A 20,276-nucleotide genomic window follows, 5' to 3' on the forward strand; every position below is an offset into this window, starting at 1 on the left:
CTCCCGCGGCGCAGACTTGCGAAGCGACACCGGCGGCACCGGGCGGTACCGAGAGGCACCGGCCGATGGCGTGCGGCACGACGACGGAATCGAACGAGGAGAATGACCGTGACAACGGCTGTGACCGAAACCAGGCACGGGGGTACTGGAGGGCGTACGGCCGTCGCGGCGCGAGCGCGGCAGGTCGTCAAGGCCTACGGCGCCGGCGAGACCCGCGTGGTCGCGCTCGACCACGTCGACGTGGACATCCACCGCGGGCAGTTCACCGCGATCATGGGCCCCTCCGGCTCCGGCAAGTCCACGCTGATGCACTGCCTGGCCGGACTCGACACGGTGACCGGCGGCCAGATCCACCTGGACGACACCGAGATCACCGGGCTGAAGGACAAGAAGCTCACCCGGCTGCGCCGGGACCGGATCGGCTTCATCTTCCAGGCCTTCAACCTGCTTCCGACGCTCAATGCGCTGGAGAACATCACGCTGCCCATGGACATAGCGGGCCGCAAGCCCGACGCGGAGTGGCTGAACCGGGTCGTGGAGACGGTCGGTCTGGCCGGCCGGCTCAAGCACCGCCCCACCCAGCTCTCCGGCGGCCAGCAGCAGCGCGTCGCGGTCGCCCGCGCCCTCGCCGCCCGCCCCGAGATCATCTTCGGTGACGAGCCGACCGGAAACCTGGACTCCCGGGCCGGCGCCGAGGTGCTCGGCTTCCTCCGCCGCTCCGTCGACGAGCTGGGCCAGACCATCGTGATGGTCACCCACGACCCGGTCGCCGCCTCCTACGCCGACCGCGTCCTCTACCTCGCCGACGGCCGGATCGTGGACGAGATGTTCAACCCGACCGCCGACCAGGTGCTCGACCGCATGAAGGACTTCGACGCGCGCGGGCGGACCTCATGACCGTCCTCAAGACCTCGATGCGCAACTTCCTCGCGCACAAGGGGCGGATGGCGCTGTCCGCGGTCGCCGTCCTGCTCTCCGTCGCCTTCGTCTGCGGCACCCTGGTGTTCACCGACACCATGAACACCACGTTCGACAAGCTCTTCGCGACCACCGCGGCCGATGTCACGGTCAGCGCCAAGTCCGCGGAGGACGTCGAGAATCCGCAGCGCGGGCGCCCCGAGACCCTCCCGGCCGACGCCGTCACGAAGGTCGCCCGGGCGAAGGGCGCCGAGAGCGTCCAGGGCAGTGTCATCTCGCTGTCCGTCACGGTCGTCGACGCGAAGAACAAGAACCTCGGCCCCACCAACGGCGGGCCCACCATCGCCGCCAGCTGGAACGACAACGAGCTCAAGTCGATGAAGGTGACCTCCGGTCATGCGCCGCGCGGCCCCACCGAGGTGATGATCGACGCGGACACGGCCAAGAAGCACAAACTGAAGCTCGGCGACGAGCTGCGCACCATCTCCATCATCGGTGACCTCCGGGCCAAGATCTCCGGTATCGCCGAGTTCAAGGTGACCAACCCCGGCGCAACCGTGGTCTACTACGAGACCGCCACCGCCCAGCGTGAACTGCTCGGCTCTACCGGCCTGTTCACCAACATCAACGTCACGGCCGCGCCCGGCGTCAGTGACGACGAGCTCAAGAGCGGTGTCGCGGCCGCCGTCGGCGCCGACACCTACAAGCTGCAGACCGCCGCCGAGGCCGCCGACGAGGGCCGCAAGGACGTCGGCTCCTTCCTCGACATCATGAAGTACGTGATGCTCGGCTTCGCCGGCATCGCCTTCCTGGTCGGCATCTTCCTGATCTTCAACACCTTCTCCATGCTGGTCGCCCAGCGCACCCGCGAGATCGGCCTGATGCGCGCCATCGGCTCCGACCGCTCCCAGATCAACCGCTCCGTCCTCACCGAGGCCTTCCTGCTCGGCGTGGTGGGCTCGGTCCTCGGGGTCGGCGCGGGCGTGGGCCTGGCCATCGGCCTGATGAAGCTGATGGGCCAGATGGGGATGAACCTGTCCACGGACGACCTGACCGTCCTGTGGACCACTCCCGTCATCGGCCTGATCCTCGGCGTGGTCGTCACCGTGATCGCCGCCTACATCCCGGCCCGCCGGGCGTCCCGGATCTCCCCGATGGCCGCCCTCCGCGACGCCGGCACCCCCGGCGACCGCAAGGCCGGTATCGTCCGCGCCGTCATCGGGCTGGTGCTGACCGGCACCGGTGCCGCCGCGCTGCTGCTCGCCGCCGACGCCGAGCGGGCCAAGGACGGTTCGCTGTGGCTCGGACTGGGCATCGTGCTCAGCCTGATCGGCTTCATCGTGATCGGCCCGCTGCTCGCGGGCGCCGTGGTCAAGGTGCTCTCCGGTATCGTCCTGAGGCCCTTCGGCTCGGTCGGCCGGCTCGCCGAGCGCAACGCGCTGCGCAACCCGCGCCGTACCGGCGCCACGGCCGCCGCGCTGATGATCGGACTGGCGCTGGTCGCCTGCCTGTCGGTGGTCGGTTCCTCGATGGTGGCCTCCGCCACCGACGAGCTCGACAAGTCGGTGGGCGCGGACTTCATCGTCAGCTCGCAGACCGGCCAGCCGGTGCTGCCGCAGGCCGAGCAGGTCATGCGCAACGCGAAGGACCTCGACCACGTCACCGCCTACCGCGAGGTCGACGCCAAGATCACCGCTCCGGACGGCACCACCAGCGAGGTCGGCCTGAGCGCCACCGACCCGACGTACCCCCAGGACGTACGCCGCAAGATGCGGGCCGGGGAGCACAAGGACGCGTACGGGCCGGGCTCCATGTCGGTGGGTTCGATCTACGCCGACGAGCACCACGTCAAGATCGGCGACACGATGACGGTCGCCTTCACCGGCGGCAAGACCGTGAAGCTGAAGGTCGCCGCGATCACCCTCGACGAGGGCAACCTCGACAAGGGCGTGAAGTACATCAGCACCGCCACCGCCGAGGCGAACGTGCCGGCCGACCGGCTGCCGCGCCCGTTCATGATGCTGGGCAAGGCGAAGGACGGGCAGTCCGAGGCCGCGTACGGAACGCTCAAGACGGCCATGGCCGCGTATCCGCAGTACAAGGTCCTCGACCAGACCGACTACAAGCAGGCGCTCAAGGACCAGGTCGGCACCCTGCTCAACATGGTCTACGGCCTGCTGGCCCTCGCGATCATCGTCGCGATCCTCGGTGTGGTGAACACCCTGGCCCTGTCGGTGGTCGAGCGGACGCGGGAGATCGGCCTGATGCGCGCCATCGGCCTCTCCCGCCGCCAGCTGCGCCGCATGATCCGCCTGGAGTCGGTGGTCATCGCCCTCTTCGGTGCCCTGCTGGGCCTCGGCCTGGGCATGGGCTGGGGCGCCACCGCGCAGCAGCTGCTGGCGCTGGAAGGCCTGAAGGTGCTGGAGATCCCGTGGGGCACGATCCTCGGGGTGTTCGTCGGATCGGCCTTCGTGGGCCTGCTCGCGGCCCTGGTCCCGGCCTTCCGGGCCGGCCGGATGAACGTCCTGAACGCCATCGCCAGCGAGTAGGGCGAAGCGGCCCAGGTGGCTCCGGTCCTCCACGGGGGAGGGACCGGGGCCACCGGCGTTTCCCGGGGCGCTCGGCGTGGCGGGAACGGCCCCACACCGGCCCGGCCCCGGCCCCACACCGGCCCGGCCCCGGCCCGGCCCCGGCCGGCTCCGTCACTCCGGCGGGTGGCCGTATTCACTCGCGCGGCCGGTGCGCCCGCGTCGTACGCTGGGAACCCCCGGCCCGTGAGACGTGTCGGGTCACTCGCGTTGCCCCGACACCCAACGAATCCTCCGGACGGAAAGCCCTTCATGAGCCTGCACGGACTGCTCGACGCCGTCATCCGGGACCCCGCCCTCACCGAGGCGGTCCAGGCGGCCGCCGACGGGAATCGGATGCATGTGGACCTGGTCGGTCCGCCCGCTGCCCGGCCGTTCGCGATCGCCGCGCTGGCCCGGCGTACCGAGCGGACCGTGCTCGCCGTCACCGCCACCGGCCGGGAGGCCGAGGACCTGGCGGCCGCCCTGCGCTCGCTCATGCCGCCGGACCAGCAGAACACCGTCGTCGACTACCCGTCCTGGGAGACCCTGCCGCACGAGCGGCTGTCCCCCCGCTCCGACACCGTCGGCCGGCGCCTGGCCGTGCTGCGCCGGCTCTCCCACCCCAGCAAGGACGACCCGGCCGCCGGCCCCGTCAGCGTGGTCGTCGCCCCCATCCGGTCCGTGCTCCAGCCGCAGGTCGAGGGGCTCGGCGAGCTGGTCCCGGTGTCCCTGCGGCAGGGCGGCAGCGCCGACCTCGGCGAGGTCACCGAGGCCCTTGCGGCCGCCGCCTACGCCCGGGTCGAACTGGTCGAGAAGCGCGGCGAGTTCGCCGTACGCGGCGGCATCCTCGATGTGTTCCCGCCCACCGAGGAGCACCCCCTCCGGATCGAGTTCTGGGGCGACGAGGTCGAGGAGATCCGTTACTTCAAGGTCGCCGACCAGCGGTCCCTGGAGGTCGCCGAACACGGGCTGTGGGCCCCGCCCTGCCGGGAGCTGCTGCTGACCGCCGAGGTGCGGGAGCGGGCCGCCGCCCTGGCCGAGGCCCACCCCGAGCTCGGCGAACTCCTCAACAAGATCGCCGAGGGGATCGCCGTCGAGGGCATGGAATCCCTCGCCCCGGTCCTCGTCGACGACATGGAGCTGCTGCTCGACGTGCTGCCCGCCGGATCCATGGCGGTGGTCTGCGACCCCGAGCGGGTCCGGACCCGGGCCGCCGACCTCGTCGCCACCAGCCAGGAGTTCCTCCAGGCCTCCTGGGCGGCCACGGCCGGCGGAGGAGAGGCACCCATCGACGTCGGCGCGGCCAGCCTGTGGGGCATCGCGGACGTCCGGGACCGAGCCCGCGAGCTCGGCATGATGTGGTGGTCGGTCTCGCCGTTCGCCGCCGACGAGGAAGTCGGCAACGACACCCTCACCCTGGGCATGCACGCCGCCGAGGCCTACCGGGGCGACACCGCGCGCGCCCTCGCCGACACCAAGGGCCGGCTCGCCGACGGCTGGCGCACCGTCTACGTCACCGAGGGCCACGGCCCCGCCGCCCGCACCGTGGAGGTGCTCGGCGGAGAGGGCCTGCCGGCCCGGCTGGAGGCCGACCTCGGCACCCTGGAGCCCTCGCTGGTGCACGTCGCCTGCGGCTCCCTCGACAGCGGTTTCACCGACCCCGCGCTGAAGATCGCCGTACTGACCGAGACCGACCTGACCGGGCAGCGCACCGCCAGCAAGGACCTCGGCCGGATGCCGACCCGGCGCCGCAAGACCATCGACCCGCTGACCCTGGAGGTCGGCGACTACATCGTGCACGAACAGCACGGCGTCGGCCGCTACATCGAGATGGTGCAGCGGACCGTGCAGGGGGCGACCCGCGAGTACCTGCTCGTCGAGTACGCCCCGGCCAAGCGCGGCCAGCCCGGCGACCGCCTGTACATCCCCACCGACCAGCTGGAACAGGTCACCAAGTACGTCGGCGGCGAGGCCCCGACCCTGCACCGGCTCGGCGGCGCCGACTGGACCAAGACCAAGCAGAAGGCGAAGAAGGCGGTCAAGGAGATCGCCGCCGACCTCATCAAGCTGTACAGCGCGCGCATGGCCGCCCCCGGCCACGTCTTCGGCCCGGACACCCCCTGGCAGCGGGAGCTGGAGGACGCCTTCCCGTACGCGGAGACGCCCGACCAGCTCACCACCATCGCCGAGGTCAAGGAGGACATGGAGAAGTCGGTCCCGATGGACCGGCTGATCTGCGGCGACGTCGGCTACGGAAAGACCGAGATCGCCGTCCGCGCGGCCTTCAAGGCCGTCCAGGACGGCAAGCAGGTCGCCGTCCTCGTCCCGACCACCCTGCTGGTGCAGCAGCACTTCGGCACCTTCTCCGAGCGGTACGCCCAGTTCCCGGTCAATGTGAAGGCGCTGTCCCGGTTCCAGACCGACACCGAGTCCAAGACCACCCTCGAAGGCCTCAAGGAAGGCTCGGTGGACGTGGTCATCGGCACCCACCGGCTGTTCTCGCAGGAGACGAAGTTCAAGGACCTGGGCCTGGTCATCGTCGACGAGGAGCAGCGGTTCGGCGTCGAGCACAAGGAGCAGCTGAAGAAGCTGCGCGCCAACGTGGACGTGCTGACCATGTCCGCGACCCCGATCCCGCGCACCCTGGAGATGGCGGTCACCGGCATCCGCGAGATGTCCACGATCACCACCCCGCCGGAGGAGCGGCACCCGGTGCTGACCTTCGTCGGCCCGTACGAGCAGAAGCAGATCGGCGCGGCGATCCGCCGCGAACTGCTGCGCGAGGGCCAGGTCTTCTACATCCACAACCGGGTCGAGTCCATCGACCGGGCGGCCGCCAAGCTGCGCGAGATCGTGCCGGAGGCGCGGATCGCGACCGCGCACGGGCAGATGTCGGAGACCGCCCTGGAACAGGTCGTGGTCGACTTCTGGGAGAAGAAGTTCGACGTGCTGGTGTCGACCACGATCGTGGAGTCCGGCATCGACATCTCCAACGCCAACACCCTGATCGTGGAGCGCGGCGACAACTTCGGCCTCAGCCAGCTGCACCAGCTGCGCGGCCGCGTCGGCCGCGGCCGCGAGCGCGGGTACGCGTACTTCCTGTACCCGCCGGAGAAGCCGCTGACCGAGACCGCGCACGAGCGGCTGGCGACCATCGCCCAGCACACCGAGATGGGCGCGGGCATGTACGTGGCGATGAAGGACCTGGAGATCCGCGGCGCGGGCAACCTGCTCGGCGGCGAGCAGTCCGGCCACATCGCGGGCGTCGGGTTCGACCTGTACGTACGGATGGTCGGCGAGGCGGTGGCCGACTACCGGGCCTCCCTGGAGGGCGGGCCGGAGGAGGAGCCGCCGCTGGAGGTCAAGATCGAGCTGCCGGTCGACGCGCACGTCCCGCACGACTACGCGCCGGGCGAGCGGCTTCGCCTGCAGGCCTACCGGTCGATCGCCGCGGCGAACTCGGAAGCCGACATCAAGGCGGTGCGGGAGGAACTCACCGACCGCTACGGCAAGTTGCCGGAGCCGGTGGAGAACCTGCTGCTGGTGGCCGGACTGCGGATGCTGGCGCGGGCCTGCGGGGTCGGCGACATCACCCTTCAGGGCACCAACATCCGCTTCGGTCCGGTGGAGCTGCGCGAGTCACAGGAGCTGCGGCTGAAGCGGCTGTACCCGGGGGCGGTCATCAAGCCGGCCACCTCGCAGGTGCTGATCCCGCGGCCGAAGACCGGCAAGATCGGCGGCAAGCCGCTGGTCGGGCGGGAACTGCTGGGCTGGACGGGCGAGTTCCTCACCACGATCCTCGGCTCGTAGGGCGTCCGTAGGGCGTCCGCGTACGTAGCTCGGCCGAAAGACGTGCTCGGCCGCGGCCGGGACCTTGCCGGTCCCCGGCCGCGGCCGTTCCCGCGCGGCTGTGCGGCTGCTTCTCGCGGCTACTTGTTGGGATCGTCGTCGATTCCCATCCGGTCTTCCGCCTGCTGCTGGAGCTTGTCGATCTGCTCGGAGTGCTTGCCGCCGGTGCGCTCGTTGGCCTGTTGCTCGGCCTTGTCGGACATTTCCTTGGCCTTGGCCTTGGCCTTCTCCTGGTCCTTGAACCTGTCGAAGATCCCCATGCTGAAGGCTCCCTTCCGTATCCCCTTTGCGACGGTACGCCCGTTCTGATCAGTTCGCTCGCCGAGGGGCGGTTTAGGATCTCGCTCCATGCGCCCACGCCTGCTGCTCCCCGCCGCCGCCCTGCTCGTCCTCGCGGTCACCGGCTGTACGGCCGACGACTCCGCGTCCGGCAACTCCGGAGCCCCCGGCGGCGCGCGCGGCCCCGGCCCGGCCAACGGCGCCAACGCGCTCGGTGCCGTCGACGGCCTCACCGTCAAGGGACGGGCCCCGAAGACGGGCTACGAGCGGGAGCAGTTCGGCGCGGCCTGGCTGGACACCGACTCCAACGGCTGCGGGACCCGGGACGACATACTCAATCGGGATCTGGCGGGTGCCGCCTTCAAGGACGGGGCCTGCAAGGTGGCTTCCGGAGTGCTGGAGAAGGACCCGTACACCGGCGGCCGGATCGAGTACGAACGCGGCAAGCCGGGCGGGGGCGTGGACATCGACCACGTCGTCGCGCTGTCCGACGCCTGGCAGAAGGGCGCCGGCTCCTGGGACAAGGGCAAGCGGATCGCCTTCGCCAACGATCCGCTGAACCTGCTCGCCGTGGAAGCCGCGGCCAACCGGAAGAAGGGCGACGGGGACGCGGCGACCTGGCTCCCGCCGGACCGGTCCTACCGCTGCACCTATGTCGCGGCCCAGGTCGCGGTGAAGCAGAAGTACCGGCTGTGGGTCACGGCCGGCGAACGGGACGCGATGAAGCGGGTGCTGTCCGACTGCCCGGAGCAGCGGCTACCGACCGGCGGCAACCCGACCGCGCCCCCGGCCCGCCTGGTTCGTTAGAGCCCGTCCGGTCGCGCGCCCGCGCCGCCCCGCCGGCCGCCGTAGGTGCCGCGCCGTAGGTGCACGCGGAGACGGCCGGGCCCGGCGAGCCGCCCTCCCCTCGCGGGGCGGCTCCCCGGGCCCGGCCGGCGCGGGATCAGGCGCTCTCGGTGGGGCCGCCCAGCTTGTCGCCGTCGACGACGTCCTTGTCCGTCGGGGCGGCGCTGTTCACCGGCTTGTTGAAGTCGGAGAAGGTCAACTCGCCCTGCTCCTTGCCCCGGACCGCGGCCTTGAGCATGAAGGGCTCGCCCTGCATGGCGATCCAGTACGTCTCCTCGCCGTCCGGGGTGCTGTTGGTGAGCGTGAACGCCGGGCCGACGGGCAGCTGGGTCTCCTCGCCCTTGCGGGCGAGTTCGGCGCCGCCGAACTCGCCGAGCAGCTCGTCGAGGTCGCACATGGCCGACATCTCCTTGACCTCCTTGGCGGTGGCCTTCTTCTTTACCCAGCGGTCGGCGAGCTGCTTGACGACCGCATCCTTGGTCGCCTTGGACTCGCCCTTCATGGAGGTCCGGTAGAACTGCGCGTCGGCCTTGAAGTAGAAGTACGAGGGGTTCTTGATGATCTGCATCGAGCCCTCCTTGGCCATCGCCACGGAGCCCGCGCAGTCACCGGTCTTGGTGATGCCCAGGTCGACGCTCATCGGCTTGCCCTGTTCCAGCACCTGGCCCTTGACCCGCAGCGACTGGGCGCCGCGGGTGGCGGCCAGGGACTTCTCGGCTATGTCCGGGCCGGAGAGGTCGGTGAAGGGGTGCTTGCTCGGGCTCGGGCTCGGCGCCGGCGCTGCAGAGGTGCTCGCCTTGCCGGAGGCGCCGCCCGCGGAGTCGGAGCCGGAGCCGTTGCAGGCGGTGAGGCCGAGAAGGGCGGCCGAAGCCAAGGCGGCGGTGGCGGTCACACGGGCAGATCGCATGCGAGGAACTTCCTGTGCAGAGGGTTTTGCCGGGCGTGGGGGGAGTGTAGGGGGCAGGTAAAGCCAAGCTGTGGGCGGGGTGCGGGGGAGGGGTGGAGGGGGAGTTGGGGGGAGACCGGCAAGGGGGCGGCGTGGGGACGCCCCCCGGGGCCGCGGATCAGCCGGTCTTCTTCCAGTCGGTGCAGCCGGTGGTCTTGAAGTAGCCGTCCTTCGCGGAGACCGTCACCACGGCCGGGCCGGTCGGGTTGTCGTTGGCGGCGATGGAGTCGAGGCCGTGCTCGGCGTCCTTGGCGCGCTCCCAGTAGCAGCCGGCGCTGCCCTCGGCCGGGCCGCCCGACTTGTAGGTGCCGGGTGCGATGTCCGCGCCCACCCGGAACATGCCGCCGTCGCCCTTGATCTCGGTCTTCGGGGTGCCGGACGGCTTCGCGTCCACGGCCTCCCAGTCCTTGCAGTCGTTGGTCTTGAGGGTCTTGGCCGCGGTCGTGACGGTCACGTAGCTGCTGCCGGTCACGTTGTCGTTCGCGATGATCGAGTCGAGCTCTCCGGAGGAGTCCTTGGCCAGCTCCCAGTAGCAGCCCGCGCCGCCGTTGCCGGTGGTGCGGTAGGTGCCGGGCTTGAGGTCCTTGCCGACCTCGAAGGTGCCGTTGCCCTTGAACGCGGTCTTCTTCTGCTCCTTCGGCTGCTCCTGCTGCGCGGCGGGCTTCTGGCTCGCCCCGGCCGAGGCGGCGGGCTTGGCGCTGCCCTTGTCCTTGGAGGCGTCGGTGTCGGTGTCGGAGCAGGCGCCGAGCGTGATCAGGGCGAGGGCGACTCCGGTGCCGGTGAGGACCGTGCGGGCGAGCTTCGAGGCGTGCGACATGACGTGCCTTCCTTCGATCCGGTCGTGCGACGGGTTGGTGCGACGGGAGTCATCACAGCAGAAGCTTGTGAACCGAGTCAACAGGATTCACAGAAAACTGTCAGTTCACGCTGTGAAGAGGGCTCTTTCGTGTGTACCGCTATGCTCGGCGCATGCCGGAGAACACCGCAGAGGTCACCGCAGCCGAGATCGCCCGCCTCGCCGGGGTCGGCCGCGCCGCCGTCAGCAACTGGCGCCGCCGTCACCCCGACTTCCCCAAGCCCGTCGGCGGCACCGAGACCAGCCCCTCCTTCGCCCTGCCCCAGATCGAGGAGTGGCTGCGCGCCCAGGGCAAGCTCGCGGAAGTCCCGCTGCGCGAACGGGTGTGGCAGCAGCTCGCCGGCCACCCCGGCGGAGCCGTCGCCGGACTCCTCGACGCCGGCTGCGCCCTGCTCGTCGTACGCGACCGCCCCACCGACTGGCTGGAGCTGACCGCCGTCTCCGACCAGCGGATGGCCCAGCTGCTGCGCCCCGTCCTGGACCAGGTGCTCACCGAGCGCCTCGGGCCGGACCACCCCCTGGCCGGGACCGCGACGGGCTTCGCCTCGGTACCGCTGCTGCGCGCGGCCGGCGAGCTGGCCGCCGAACTCGGCGCCCGCAACGCCTTCGAGTTCCTCCTCGGCCGCCACCTCGACGCCAGCCCCCGCCAGTACACGCTGACCCCGCCCGGCCTCGCCGAGCTGATGGCCGCACTGGCCGGCCCTGCCCCCGGTGCAGGCACCGGCGCCACCGGAGCGGCCGGCGCCGGCGCCGGCGCCGCGCCCTTCAAGGTCCTCGACCCGGCCTGCGGCACCGGCGGCCTGCTGCGCGCCGTCGGCGCCCTCGGCGCCCCCGCCGGCGTCGCCCTGCACGCCCAGGACAGCAGCCCCGAGGCGGCCGCGCTGACCGCGCTCCGGCTGGCCCTCCACGGCGACGCCGCAGTCCGCACCGCCGCCGCCGACAGCCTGCGCGCCGACGGGTTCCCCGGCCTGGCCGCCGACGCCGTGCTCTGCCACCCGCCGTTCAACGAGCGCAACTGGGGCCACGAGGAACTCGCCTACGACCCGCGCTGGGAGTACGGCTTCCCCGCCCGCACCGAATCCGAACTCGCCTGGGTCCAGCACGCCCTCGCCCACCTCCGCGAGGGCGGCACCGCCGTGCTCCTCATGCCCCCCGCAGTCGCCGCCCGCCGCTCCGGCCGCCGGATCCGCGCCGACCTGCTGCGCCGCGGCGCGCTCCGGGCCGTCGCCGCCCTCCCGGCCGGCGCCGCGCCGCCCTACGGCATCCCGCTCCACCTGTGGGTGCTGCGCCGGCCCGCCGCACACGCCCCGGCCGCCCCCGGCCTGCTGGTCGTCGACACCGCCCCCCTCGTCTCCGACGCGCGGGAACGGGCCGCCTGGCCCGCCGTCCACACCGCCGTACTGGACGCCTGGGAGGCGTACGACCGCACCGGCAGCACCGAGGAAGTGCCCGGCGTCAGCCGGGTGGTCCCCGTCCTCGAACTCCTCGACGACGACGTCGACCTCACCCCCGCCCGGCACCTGCCGCCGCCCCCCGGCGGAGCCGGACTCGCCGAACTGACCGCCGTACGGGACCGCCTCGACGAAACCCTCACCCTCGCCACCCGGCTCACCCCGCCGCCCGCCCAACCCGCCGCGGCCGGCGGCGGTCCGGCCCGGCCGCCCCTCACCACCATCGGCGAACTCGCCCGGGCCGGCGCCCTGCTGCTCCGCACCGGCACCGGCAGCGGCACCGGCAGCGCACCCGTCCTCACCGAACAGGACGTGTACACCGGCACCAGCCCCTCCGGCAGCCTCGCCGACACCGCCGACGAGCCGGTCCTCACCGAGCCCGGCGACGTGGTCGTCCCCGTCGTCGGCGCCACCGCCGTCGCCCGCGTCATCGGCCCGGACTCCGCGGGCGCGGCCCTCGGCCGCAACCTCCAGCTGCTGCGCCCCGACCCGGCCGCCCTCGACCCCTGGTTCCTGGCCGGCTTCCTGCGCGGCACCGCCAACAACCGGCAGGCCAGCAGCTACGCCTCCACCGCCACCCGGCTCGACGTCCGCAGGCTCCAACTGCCCCGGCTGCCGCTCGCCGACCAGCGAAGGTACGGCGACCGGTTCCGCGCGCTCGCCGAGTTCGAGGACGCACTGCGGCTCGCCGGCCGCCTCGGGGAGCAGCTCGTCCAGGGTCTGTACGACGGCCTCACCGACGGCTCCGTCACCCCCGAATGAGCCGAATCCCGGGTTCCGCGCAACGGTTGGGCACCAGTTGAGCACCAGCTGCGCCGGATCGGGTCCATCCCCTGACCGGGTGTCCGTTTCCGTGTATACGCTCTGACCGAAAACACCTCGTCCGTACGGCCCGTCAGGAGCAGCGATGCACGGCCCCGGCTACCCGCCGCCGCAGCACCGGGAACACCAGCCCAACAGCGGGTTCCTGGTGACCATGCGCGTGCTGTTCGCCCTGCTGCCCGTGCTCAGCTGCGGCATGCTCGCGTTCGGCACGCTGATCCGGCTCGCGATCGTCACCCGCCGCCCGCGCGACTGGGCCCTGTGCGGGGCCAACTTCGTGCTGACCGTGGTCTGCCTCGCCCTGGTCGGCGAGGACCCCACGGAGGACGCCAGCACCTGGATGGGCAACACCGGCATGATCACCATGCTGAGCATGGCCGTCGCCGTCGTCGGCTACTTCCTGTACTCCGACATCAAGCACTACGAGAACCGCCCCGTCGCGCCGCCCGCCGGCTGGTACCCGCCGACGCCCCCGGTCGTGCCGCAGTACGGCTACCCGCCCGTGGACCCGACCCCGCCGCAGGCTCCCGCCCAGACCCACCCGCAGGTCCCCGCCCAGACCCCGCCGCCCGTGCCCGGCCACACCCCGACGCCGGCTCCCCGCATCGGCCAGGTCCGCGCCGAACTCGACGAGCTGAGCGAACTGCTGCGCAAGCAGGAAGGCCGGGAACGAGACCAGTGAGCGCGCCCGCCCCCGCTGCCGCCGCCACCACCGAGCGCGTCATCGCGGACCGGTACCAGCTCGCCACCATCCTCGGACAGGGCGGCATGGGCCAGGTCTGGACGGCGTACGACCGGCGGCTCGACCGCCGCGTCGCGGTCAAACTGCTGCGCCCGGACAAGGTCGCCGGGCCCGGCACCGTGGCCGAGGAGCTGCGCCGCCGGTTCGTCCGCGAATGCCGGGTCACCGCGCAGGTCGACCACCCCGGCCTGGTCACCGTCCACGACGCGGGCAGCGACGGCGACGACCTCTACCTGGTCATGCAGTACGTCGAGGGCGCCGACCTCGCCGACCACCTCGCCGAGCACGAGCCCTACCCGTGGCCGTGGGCCGTCTCGGTCGCCGCCCAGCTGTGCTCGGTGCTCTCCGCCGTCCACGCGGTGCCCATCGTCCACCGCGACCTCAAGCCGCGGAACGTGATGGTCCGCCCCGACGGCTCCATCCTCGTCCTCGACCTCGGCGTCGCCTCCGTCATGGACACCGACACCACCCGGCTCACCCACACCGGCTCGCCGATCGGCAGCCCCGCCTACATGGCCCCCGAACAGGCCATGGGCGGCGCCGTCGGCCCGCGCACCGACCTGTACGCCCTCGGCGTGCTCATGTACGAACTCCTCAGCGGCAGCGTCCCGTTCGCCGGCTCCACCGCCCTCGGCGTGCTCCACCGGCACCTGTACGAGCCGCCGCTCCCGGTCCGCCAGCTGCGCCCGGAGATCCCGCACCAGCTGGAAGCCGTCCTCCTGCACCTCCTCGCGAAGGACCCGCAGGACCGGCCCTCCTCCGCGCAGGAGGTGTACGAGTCCCTCGCCCCGCTGCTGCCCTCGCACGGCACCCCGGCCGGCCCGATGGACCCCACCCGGCCCTTCCTGCGCCCGCAGGCCCCCTGGCCGGACCGGGCGGCCGCGCCGGCCGTCCCGCCCCGCCCGGCGGCCCCGCCGCGCCCGGACATCGCCTCCTCGGTGGACGAGGTCAAACGTCTCCTCGACCAGGGCCGCCTCACCCAGGCCGTGGACATCCTCGGCTCACTGCTGCCGGCCGCCGCCGCCCAGCACGGCGAGAAGTCCCCGGTGGTCCGCTCCCTGCGCAAGCAGTACGCGGCCACCCTCATGGACGACGGCCAGTACCGCCGCGCCCTGCCCGAACTCCGCCGCCTCGCCGACGAACTCCCGCCCGGCGACCCCCAGGCCCTCCGCTTCCGCTACGAGGCCGCCCAGTGCCTGGACCAGCTCGGCGAACCGGCCGCGGCCCTCGCCGAATACCGGTCCCTGCTCCCGCTGTTCGAGAACCACTACGCCAACCCGGACCCGGAGCTCCCCCTGGAGGTCCGCCGCCGGATAGCGCACCTGCTGCTCTCCCTCGGCGACCGCCAGGCGGCCCACGACACCCTGGCCCGCCTCCTCTTCGACGCGGAACGCCTCCACGGCCCGGCCCACCCGTTCCCGGCCGAGGTCCGCCGCACCCTCCAGTGGCTGGGCCAGGTCCGCTGACCTAGCTGGACCAGCGGGTGCCCGGCCGCCTGCGACGCAGTCGCGGAACGGCGGCCACCGCCGCCAGGGCGAGCAGGGCGGCCCCTCCCACAAGGAGGCCGCCCAGCAGGCCCGGCGGCCGGAACGAGCAGGAGACGGCCGTGGTCCGGCCGTCCAGGGGGACGGCGACCAGGCCCAGATGGGAATCCGCCGGGCGGCCGTTGCAGGACCAGCCCGCGATCCGGGGGGCCGCCAGGACCGCCGTGCCCGTCGCGCCGGCCGGCAGCTCGGCCCGGATGCCCCGGGAGCCGACCCGCACCGAGGTGGCCGCCGTCGCACGCAGCCGGGCGACGGCCGCGTCCAGCCGGGACGGGTTCAGACAGGCCAGGGTCCAGCGCCGCGGCTGCTTCTTCTCGAAGACCAGCGCCGAGGCGGCCCCGTGGGAGCGGCCCAGCGGCTGCAGGGCGGCCCGGTTGCGGGGCGCGTTGCCGTGCAGCAGGAAGGACCGGCCGTCCGCCAGCCTCGCCTTGGCGTTGTACTCCGGCGCCCACAGGTACGCGTCCGTGCCGGCCGCGCACACCTTCGGCGCGACCGGGTCCTCGTACACCCGTGCGCCCAGCAGGAGTTCCTGGTTGCGGAACGGCGAATCGCCGTAGCGGGGCCGGGCCGCGGCCGGCGGGCGGACGGTGACCAGCGGCAGGGTGTCCCGGCGCACCACCGAGCCGTCGGGCTGCAGCCGCGCGCCCACCGAGAACAGCGCGTCCGTCACCGGGTTGTCGATGCTTTGTACGTTGCGGCCGCGCGAGGTCCAGCCCGCGCCCAGCGCCACCATGGTGCGGGTGAACACGTCCGGGGTGTGGCTGCTGTAGTACGCGCCGCCCTCCCCGCCCAGCAGCATCGGGTCGTTGCCGGTGAGCGCCGGCCGGCTCGGGTCCGTCCGGTACGCCGGCCAGCCCTCGGCGGCGGCCACCGCCCCGGCCCGCGCCGAGTGCTCCGCGCCCCACGACGGGTAGTCGTCCAGCCCGCCCAGCTTGCCCTGGTGGCCCCAGGCCGTGGTCGCCGCGGCCTGCCCGGCCAGCACCAGGGCGAGCAGTCCCGCCGCCGGGACGGCGAACCGCCGGTGGTGCAGCAGCCACCAGGCGAGCCCCGCCACCAGCAGCCCGCCCAGGAACAAGGAGTACGCCCAGGCGGTGGGCAGGGCGCTGCGGGTCGCCCACAGCACCGCCGCCGCCAGCACGGCCGCGCCCCCGGCGAGCGGCCGGATCCCCGGCCGGCCCGCCGCCAGCCCGGTCCAGGCGGCGATCACGATCACCCCGGCCAGCACGAACGTCTGCCGGTACGCGCTGCCGTTCGGGGTCGCGAACACGTGCCAGGCCAGATGGGTGGGCTTCCACTGGAAGGACAGCAGGACGGCCAGGACCAGGCCCGTCCACCACAGCCGGGGCCGCAGCGGAACCGCCCGGTGGAAGGGCAGGGCGGCGGCCAGCAGCAGCGTGCCGGTGCCGACGAACACCGCGGGGGAGGAGAAGCTGTAGGTGGCCGGCAGCAGCCGCGCGAACAGGTCCGTCCAGTCCACCGGGGTGAACTCGCGGACCAGGCCCGGATAGGCGTGCCGCGACCCCAGGAACACCGGGACCAGCACCGGCGTGGCCAGCGCGATGCCCAGCAGGGTGCTGCCCGCCGCCCGCAGCACCACCCGCACCCGGTCCCGTACGTCCTCCCGGACCAGCACCGCCCGCACCAGCAGCACCAGCACCGCGCCCAGAGTGGCCATGTAGGCGGTGTAGAAGTTCGCCGTCCAGCACACCGCGACGACCAGCGGGGCCAGCACCGGCCGGCGGCCCCGCAGCGCCCACTCGCCGGTCAGGCACAGCATCGGGAAGGCGATCAGGCCGTCCAGCCACATCGGGTTGTAGGAGGCCTCGATCACCGACCAGCCGCACAGCGCGTACGAGGCGCCGAGCAGGGCCGCGCCCCACCAGGGTCCCGGCCGCATCGTCCGCAGCAGCCAGGCCATCGCCGCCCCGGCCGCCCCGATCTTCAGGACCGTGACCACGTACACGGCGAGGTCGATGTCCTCGCGCGGGAAGAAGGCGACGAGCAGCGCGAACGGGCTGGTCAGGTAGGTGCCCAGGTCCGGCAGGAAGCTCGTCCCGTACCCGGACTGCCAGTTGAGGAGTATGCCGCCGGCCGCCCGCCCGTGCAGCAGGTCCCACAGATGCGCGTGGAACGGGACGAACTGGTTGCCGAGGTCGTTGATGCTGCGGTGCCGGGGGCCGTACGGGAACACCCGCGCGACCGCGTCCCCGGCACACACCGCCGCCGTGGCGATCAGCGCCGCGAGCGCCGATCCGTAGAGGCTGGGGCGGCGTGCGGAGCGGTGCGGTGTCGACATGGTGGGGTGACCTTGGCAGCAGCGGACGACAGAAGGATGGCCACCGGGTGAACACGTACCCCAACACAGCGGGAATCGTTGGTCGAACCGGTGGCTCGGATCAACCTGAGCTCATACCATCGATCACCGCAAGGCCCTTGTGCACTGACGCACAATCTCATCCCGCCCGTCGCCCGACCACCACCCCTCATCGTGGCGCTCCGCGCCGCAGGCCATGCCTGGAGGCTCCTTTGCACCGTCGCACTGCGCTCTCCGTCTCCGCCGCCCTGCTCGTCGCGGCCCCGCTCCTCTCGGCCTGCTCGGGCGAGGCACGCCCCGGCACCGCGGCCGTCGTCGGCGGTGAACGGATCACGACCTCAGCGCTCCAGGCCCAGGTGAAGGACGTCCGGGACGCACAGAGCCGCTCGGACAACGCCGCCCAGCTGGTGGCGAACTCGTCGAAGCTGGAGCGGATCAAGCTCAGCAAGATGATCCAGCTGCGGGTGCTGGAGAAGGCCGCCGCGGCCGACGGGATCACCGTCTCCACCAAGGAGATCGAAGAGGTCCTCAAGAGCCAGCTCCAGCAGACCGGCGGCGCCGAGAAGATGGAAGAGATCATGCTGGCCCAGCGGGTGCCGCTCGCGCCCGGCCAGGTCGAGGACGAGATCCGCTTCCAGCTGCTCTTCGCCAAGCTCACCGACCGCTACGGCGAGCAGAAGGTCCTGGAGCCGCTCGCCAAGGCAGCCCGGCAGCTGCACATCGAGGTCAACCCGCGCTACGGCTCCTGGGACACCAAGCAGATCGCCGTCGGCGAGTACCAGACCCCGTGGATCACCCAGAAGACCCGGCCCGACGAGGCCCCCGCCGGAGCGTGACCCCCGGGCGGGGCCGGGCCCCGCCCGGGGTAGGTTCGAAGGGTGACCAACCACGCCGGCGACACCGACCACCCCGACCGCACCGACGCCTCCGCCGGGCCCACCGGCCGCATCGTCCTGCTGACCACCAGCCACCGGGTCGCGCCCGGCCTGCTGTCCTGGTCCGCGTGGCAGACCCTGCACGCGGCGGACCGGGTGCTGTGCGCCGACCCGGACCACCCGCAGCTGCCCTATCTGCGGGAGGCGGGCATCGAGGTCGTGCGGGAGAGCCCGGACGCGCACGAGCTGGTCGAGGAGTGTGCCGGCGGCCGGACCGTCGTGGTCATGCCCAGCGGGGAGGGCGACCGGCGGCTCACCGACGGCCTGGCCCGGCTGGCCGGCTCCGGCCGGCACAGCATGCCCGACCTGGAGCTGCTGCCCGGCTCCTACGACCTGCCCGGCGCCCGGCTCCTCGACCTCGTCCAGGTCATGGACCGGGTCCGCCGGGACTGCCCCTGGACCTCCCGCAAGACCCACCGGGGCCTCGCGAAGTACGCCATCGAGGAGGCGTACGAGCTGGTCGAGGCCATCGAGGACGGGGACCGCGAGGAGCTCCGGGAGGAGCTGGGCGACGTCCTGCTCCAGGTGGTCTTCCACGCGCGGATCGCCGAGGAGGACGAGACGGAGCCGTTCTCCATCGACGACGTGGCCGGCGCCCTCGTGGAGAAGCTCATCCACCGGCACCCGCACGTGTTCGGCGACGCGAAGGCCGAGACCCCCGAGGACGTCCAGGAGCACTGGCAGCGCACCAAGGCCGTGGAGAAGCAGCGCGAATCGGTGACCGACGGCATTCCGATGGGACAGCCCGGTCTGGCGCTCGCGGCGAAACTGGCCGGCCGCGCGCGGGCGGGCGGCGTGCCCGTGGCACTGCCGGAGGGCGAGGGGATCGGTTACGAACTGCTGGCGCTCGCGGCGCGCGCCGAGGCGGCGGGGGTGGACCCGGAGACCGCGCTGCGCGCGGCGGCCCGCACCTACCGGGACGCGATCCGTGCCGCCGAGGGTGTCGGCGAGTAGCCCCCGGCAGCGGGCATGCGCCCCTGATCTCAGCGCTCGCGCGGGGCCCGGCCCGAAGGGTTGTGCCAGTGCGGGGACGGGCGGTTCAGGAACCACTCGCCGAAGCCCAGCGGCCGGCCCCGGCCCGGCCCGGCGGCGGGCACCGAGTCGTGGAAGATCCGGGCGGGGCGGGCGCCCAGGTCCTCCAGCAGGTACGCGGTCTCGTCGATGAACTCCGCCGGGCCGCTGAGGTAGACGTCCTGGTCGGGCCACAGGCCGCGGTTGCCGAGCGCGGTGGCCAGCCGGTCGGTGGCCTGGTTGCGGTGCTGCCCGGGAGCCGGGGTGAGGTAGCTGACGCTCAGCCAGCCGCACTCCGCCGCGTACGCGTCGATGAGCGGCCGGTCGTACAGGTACGTCTGGTCGCGGGCGCACACGAACAGCCGCACGTCCTGATCGGGAGGGTCGGCCACCAGCTCCTCCAGCATGGCCAGCACCGGAGCCCAGCCGGTGCCGGCCGCGATCAGGCTGATCGGCCGGCCGTCCCGGCGCAGCGTCATGTGCCCGCCGGCCGCGCCCAGCCGCAGCCGCTCGCCGGGCTGGACCTCGCGGACCAGCGCGGTGCTGAGCCGGCCGCGCTCGATCCGGCTGACGTGCAGGTCGATGGTGTGGTCGGCGCGGGGCGCATTGCCTATGGAATAGGTGCGCCAGGTGGTCGGCACCCGTTCGCTGCTCACGCTGACGTACTGGCCGGGCCGGTAGGGCAGCGGCTGGTGGGGCCGGAGCGTCAGCACCCCGATGTCCTCCCCGTACTGGAGGTGGCGCACGATCTCCGCGTCCCACCACGGCGGGTCCGTGCTCTGGGCCGCTCCGGCCGTCATCGCGTCGGCGATCACCTGGTAGGCCTCGGACCAGGCCTTCTCCACGGCCGGGGTCCAGGCCTCGCCGGAGGCCTCGGCGAGCGCGGCGAGCAGGCTGGTGCCGACGGCCGCGTAGTGCTCGGGGCCCGCCCGGAACTTGCGGTGGTCGCGGCCGAGGTCCCGTAGATAGGGGACGACGCTCTCGTCGTCGAGGTGGGCGATCACGTGGGTGAGCGCGGCGAACAGCCGGTCCCGCTGGCGTTCCATGTCCTCGAGGGAGGACGGGAACAGATCGCGCAGGTGCGGGTTGTGCCAGAACAGGTGGGAGTAGAAGAACTTGACCGCGTGTTCGGCCCGTCTCTCCACCACCGCAAAACTGCTTTTCAAGATCCTCACATCCACAAAACCGAAAGT

Annotated in this window: 14 protein-coding genes; 9 read left to right on the top strand and 5 right to left on the bottom strand. The window is 72.5% G+C overall.

The genetic code is table 11. The features are described from left to right. The first annotated feature begins 108 nt into the window (after positions 1–108). From AB0447_RS21090 to mfd, 3 genes are all read left to right on the top strand, one after another. Positions 109–897 (top strand): ABC transporter ATP-binding protein, encoded by a 789-nt coding sequence (locus AB0447_RS21090; protein WP_366478223.1) that lies wholly within the window; start codon positions 109–111, stop codon positions 895–897. Further along, entirely contained in the window at positions 894–3,467 is a 2,574-nt protein-coding gene (locus AB0447_RS21095; RefSeq protein ID WP_366478224.1) for an FtsX-like permease family protein, read from the top strand. The genes AB0447_RS21090 and AB0447_RS21095 overlap by 4 nt, the downstream gene beginning before the upstream one ends. Before the next feature lie 291 nt (positions 3,468–3,758). After that, complete coding sequence (gene mfd, locus AB0447_RS21100; RefSeq protein ID WP_366478225.1) at positions 3,759–7,298, top strand: transcription-repair coupling factor; 3,540 nt, start codon at positions 3,759–3,761, stop codon at positions 7,296–7,298. A gap of 119 nt (positions 7,299–7,417) precedes the next feature. On the opposite strand, the gene AB0447_RS21105 is transcribed toward mfd, so the two are convergent. Beyond that, the gene (locus tag AB0447_RS21105) at positions 7,418–7,597 is read right to left on the bottom strand and encodes an antitoxin (protein WP_366478226.1); all 180 of its coding nucleotides are present in this window, start codon (positions 7,595–7,597) and stop codon (positions 7,418–7,420) included. Between the two features lie 88 nt (positions 7,598–7,685). On the opposite strand from AB0447_RS21105, the gene AB0447_RS21110 reads away from it, so the two are divergent. Beyond that, positions 7,686–8,423: an HNH endonuclease family protein gene (locus tag AB0447_RS21110; protein ID WP_366478227.1), complete on the top strand. Its 738-nt coding sequence runs from the start codon at positions 7,686–7,688 to the stop codon at positions 8,421–8,423. 136 nt (positions 8,424–8,559) lie between these two features. Here AB0447_RS21110 and AB0447_RS21115 read toward each other — a convergent pair whose 3' ends face one another. Beyond that, positions 8,560–9,369 carry a hypothetical protein gene (locus AB0447_RS21115; protein WP_366478228.1) on the bottom strand — a complete coding sequence of 270 codons (810 nt, stop codon included), beginning with the start codon at positions 9,367–9,369 and terminating at the stop codon, positions 8,560–8,562. 157 nt (positions 9,370–9,526) lie between these two features. Further along, on the bottom strand, positions 9,527–10,225 hold the full coding sequence (locus tag AB0447_RS21120) for a hypothetical protein (protein ID WP_366478229.1): 699 nt from the start codon (positions 10,223–10,225) through the stop codon (positions 9,527–9,529). A gap of 152 nt (positions 10,226–10,377) precedes the next feature. Here AB0447_RS21120 and AB0447_RS21125 point away from each other — a divergent pair, with 152 nt between their 5' ends. The 3 genes from AB0447_RS21125 (at position 10,378) to AB0447_RS21135 (ending at position 14,745) form a co-directional block, all read left to right on the top strand. After that, a complete protein-coding gene (locus AB0447_RS21125; RefSeq protein ID WP_366478230.1) occupies positions 10,378–12,477 on the top strand; it encodes an N-6 DNA methylase in 2,100 nt (699 codons plus the stop codon). 145 nt (positions 12,478–12,622) lie between these two features. After that, positions 12,623–13,219 carry a hypothetical protein gene (locus AB0447_RS21130; RefSeq protein WP_366478231.1) on the top strand — a complete coding sequence of 199 codons (597 nt, stop codon included), beginning with the start codon at positions 12,623–12,625 and terminating at the stop codon, positions 13,217–13,219. Next, positions 13,216–14,745, top strand: coding sequence for a serine/threonine-protein kinase (locus tag AB0447_RS21135; protein ID WP_366478232.1), 1,530 nt, complete (start codon positions 13,216–13,218; stop codon positions 14,743–14,745). Before AB0447_RS21130 ends, AB0447_RS21135 begins: the two co-directional genes overlap by 4 nt. 1 nt (position 14,746) lies before the next feature. On the opposite strand, the gene AB0447_RS21140 is transcribed toward AB0447_RS21135, so the two are convergent. After that, on the bottom strand, positions 14,747–17,119 hold the full coding sequence (locus AB0447_RS21140; RefSeq protein WP_366478233.1) for a YfhO family protein: 2,373 nt from the start codon (positions 17,117–17,119) through the stop codon (positions 14,747–14,749). A gap of 230 nt (positions 17,120–17,349) precedes the next feature. Between AB0447_RS21140 and AB0447_RS21145 the strand changes: the two genes are divergently transcribed. Beyond that, a complete protein-coding gene (locus AB0447_RS21145; protein WP_366478234.1) occupies positions 17,350–17,973 on the top strand; it encodes a SurA N-terminal domain-containing protein in 624 nt (207 codons plus the stop codon). 111 nt (positions 17,974–18,084) lie between these two features. Next, positions 18,085–19,026, top strand: a complete 942-nt coding sequence (locus AB0447_RS21150; RefSeq protein ID WP_366478297.1) for a nucleoside triphosphate pyrophosphohydrolase — start codon at positions 18,085–18,087, stop codon at positions 19,024–19,026. A gap of 29 nt (positions 19,027–19,055) precedes the next feature. Here AB0447_RS21150 and AB0447_RS21155 read toward each other — a convergent pair whose 3' ends face one another. Continuing rightward, positions 19,056–20,231 (bottom strand): globin domain-containing protein, encoded by a 1,176-nt coding sequence (locus tag AB0447_RS21155; protein ID WP_366478235.1) that lies wholly within the window; start codon positions 20,229–20,231, stop codon positions 19,056–19,058. Positions 20,232–20,276 lie beyond the last annotated feature (45 nt).

The organism is Streptomyces sp. NPDC051211 (assembly GCF_040689505.1).
GTDB lineage: Bacteria > Actinomycetota > Actinomycetes > Streptomycetales > Streptomycetaceae > Streptomyces.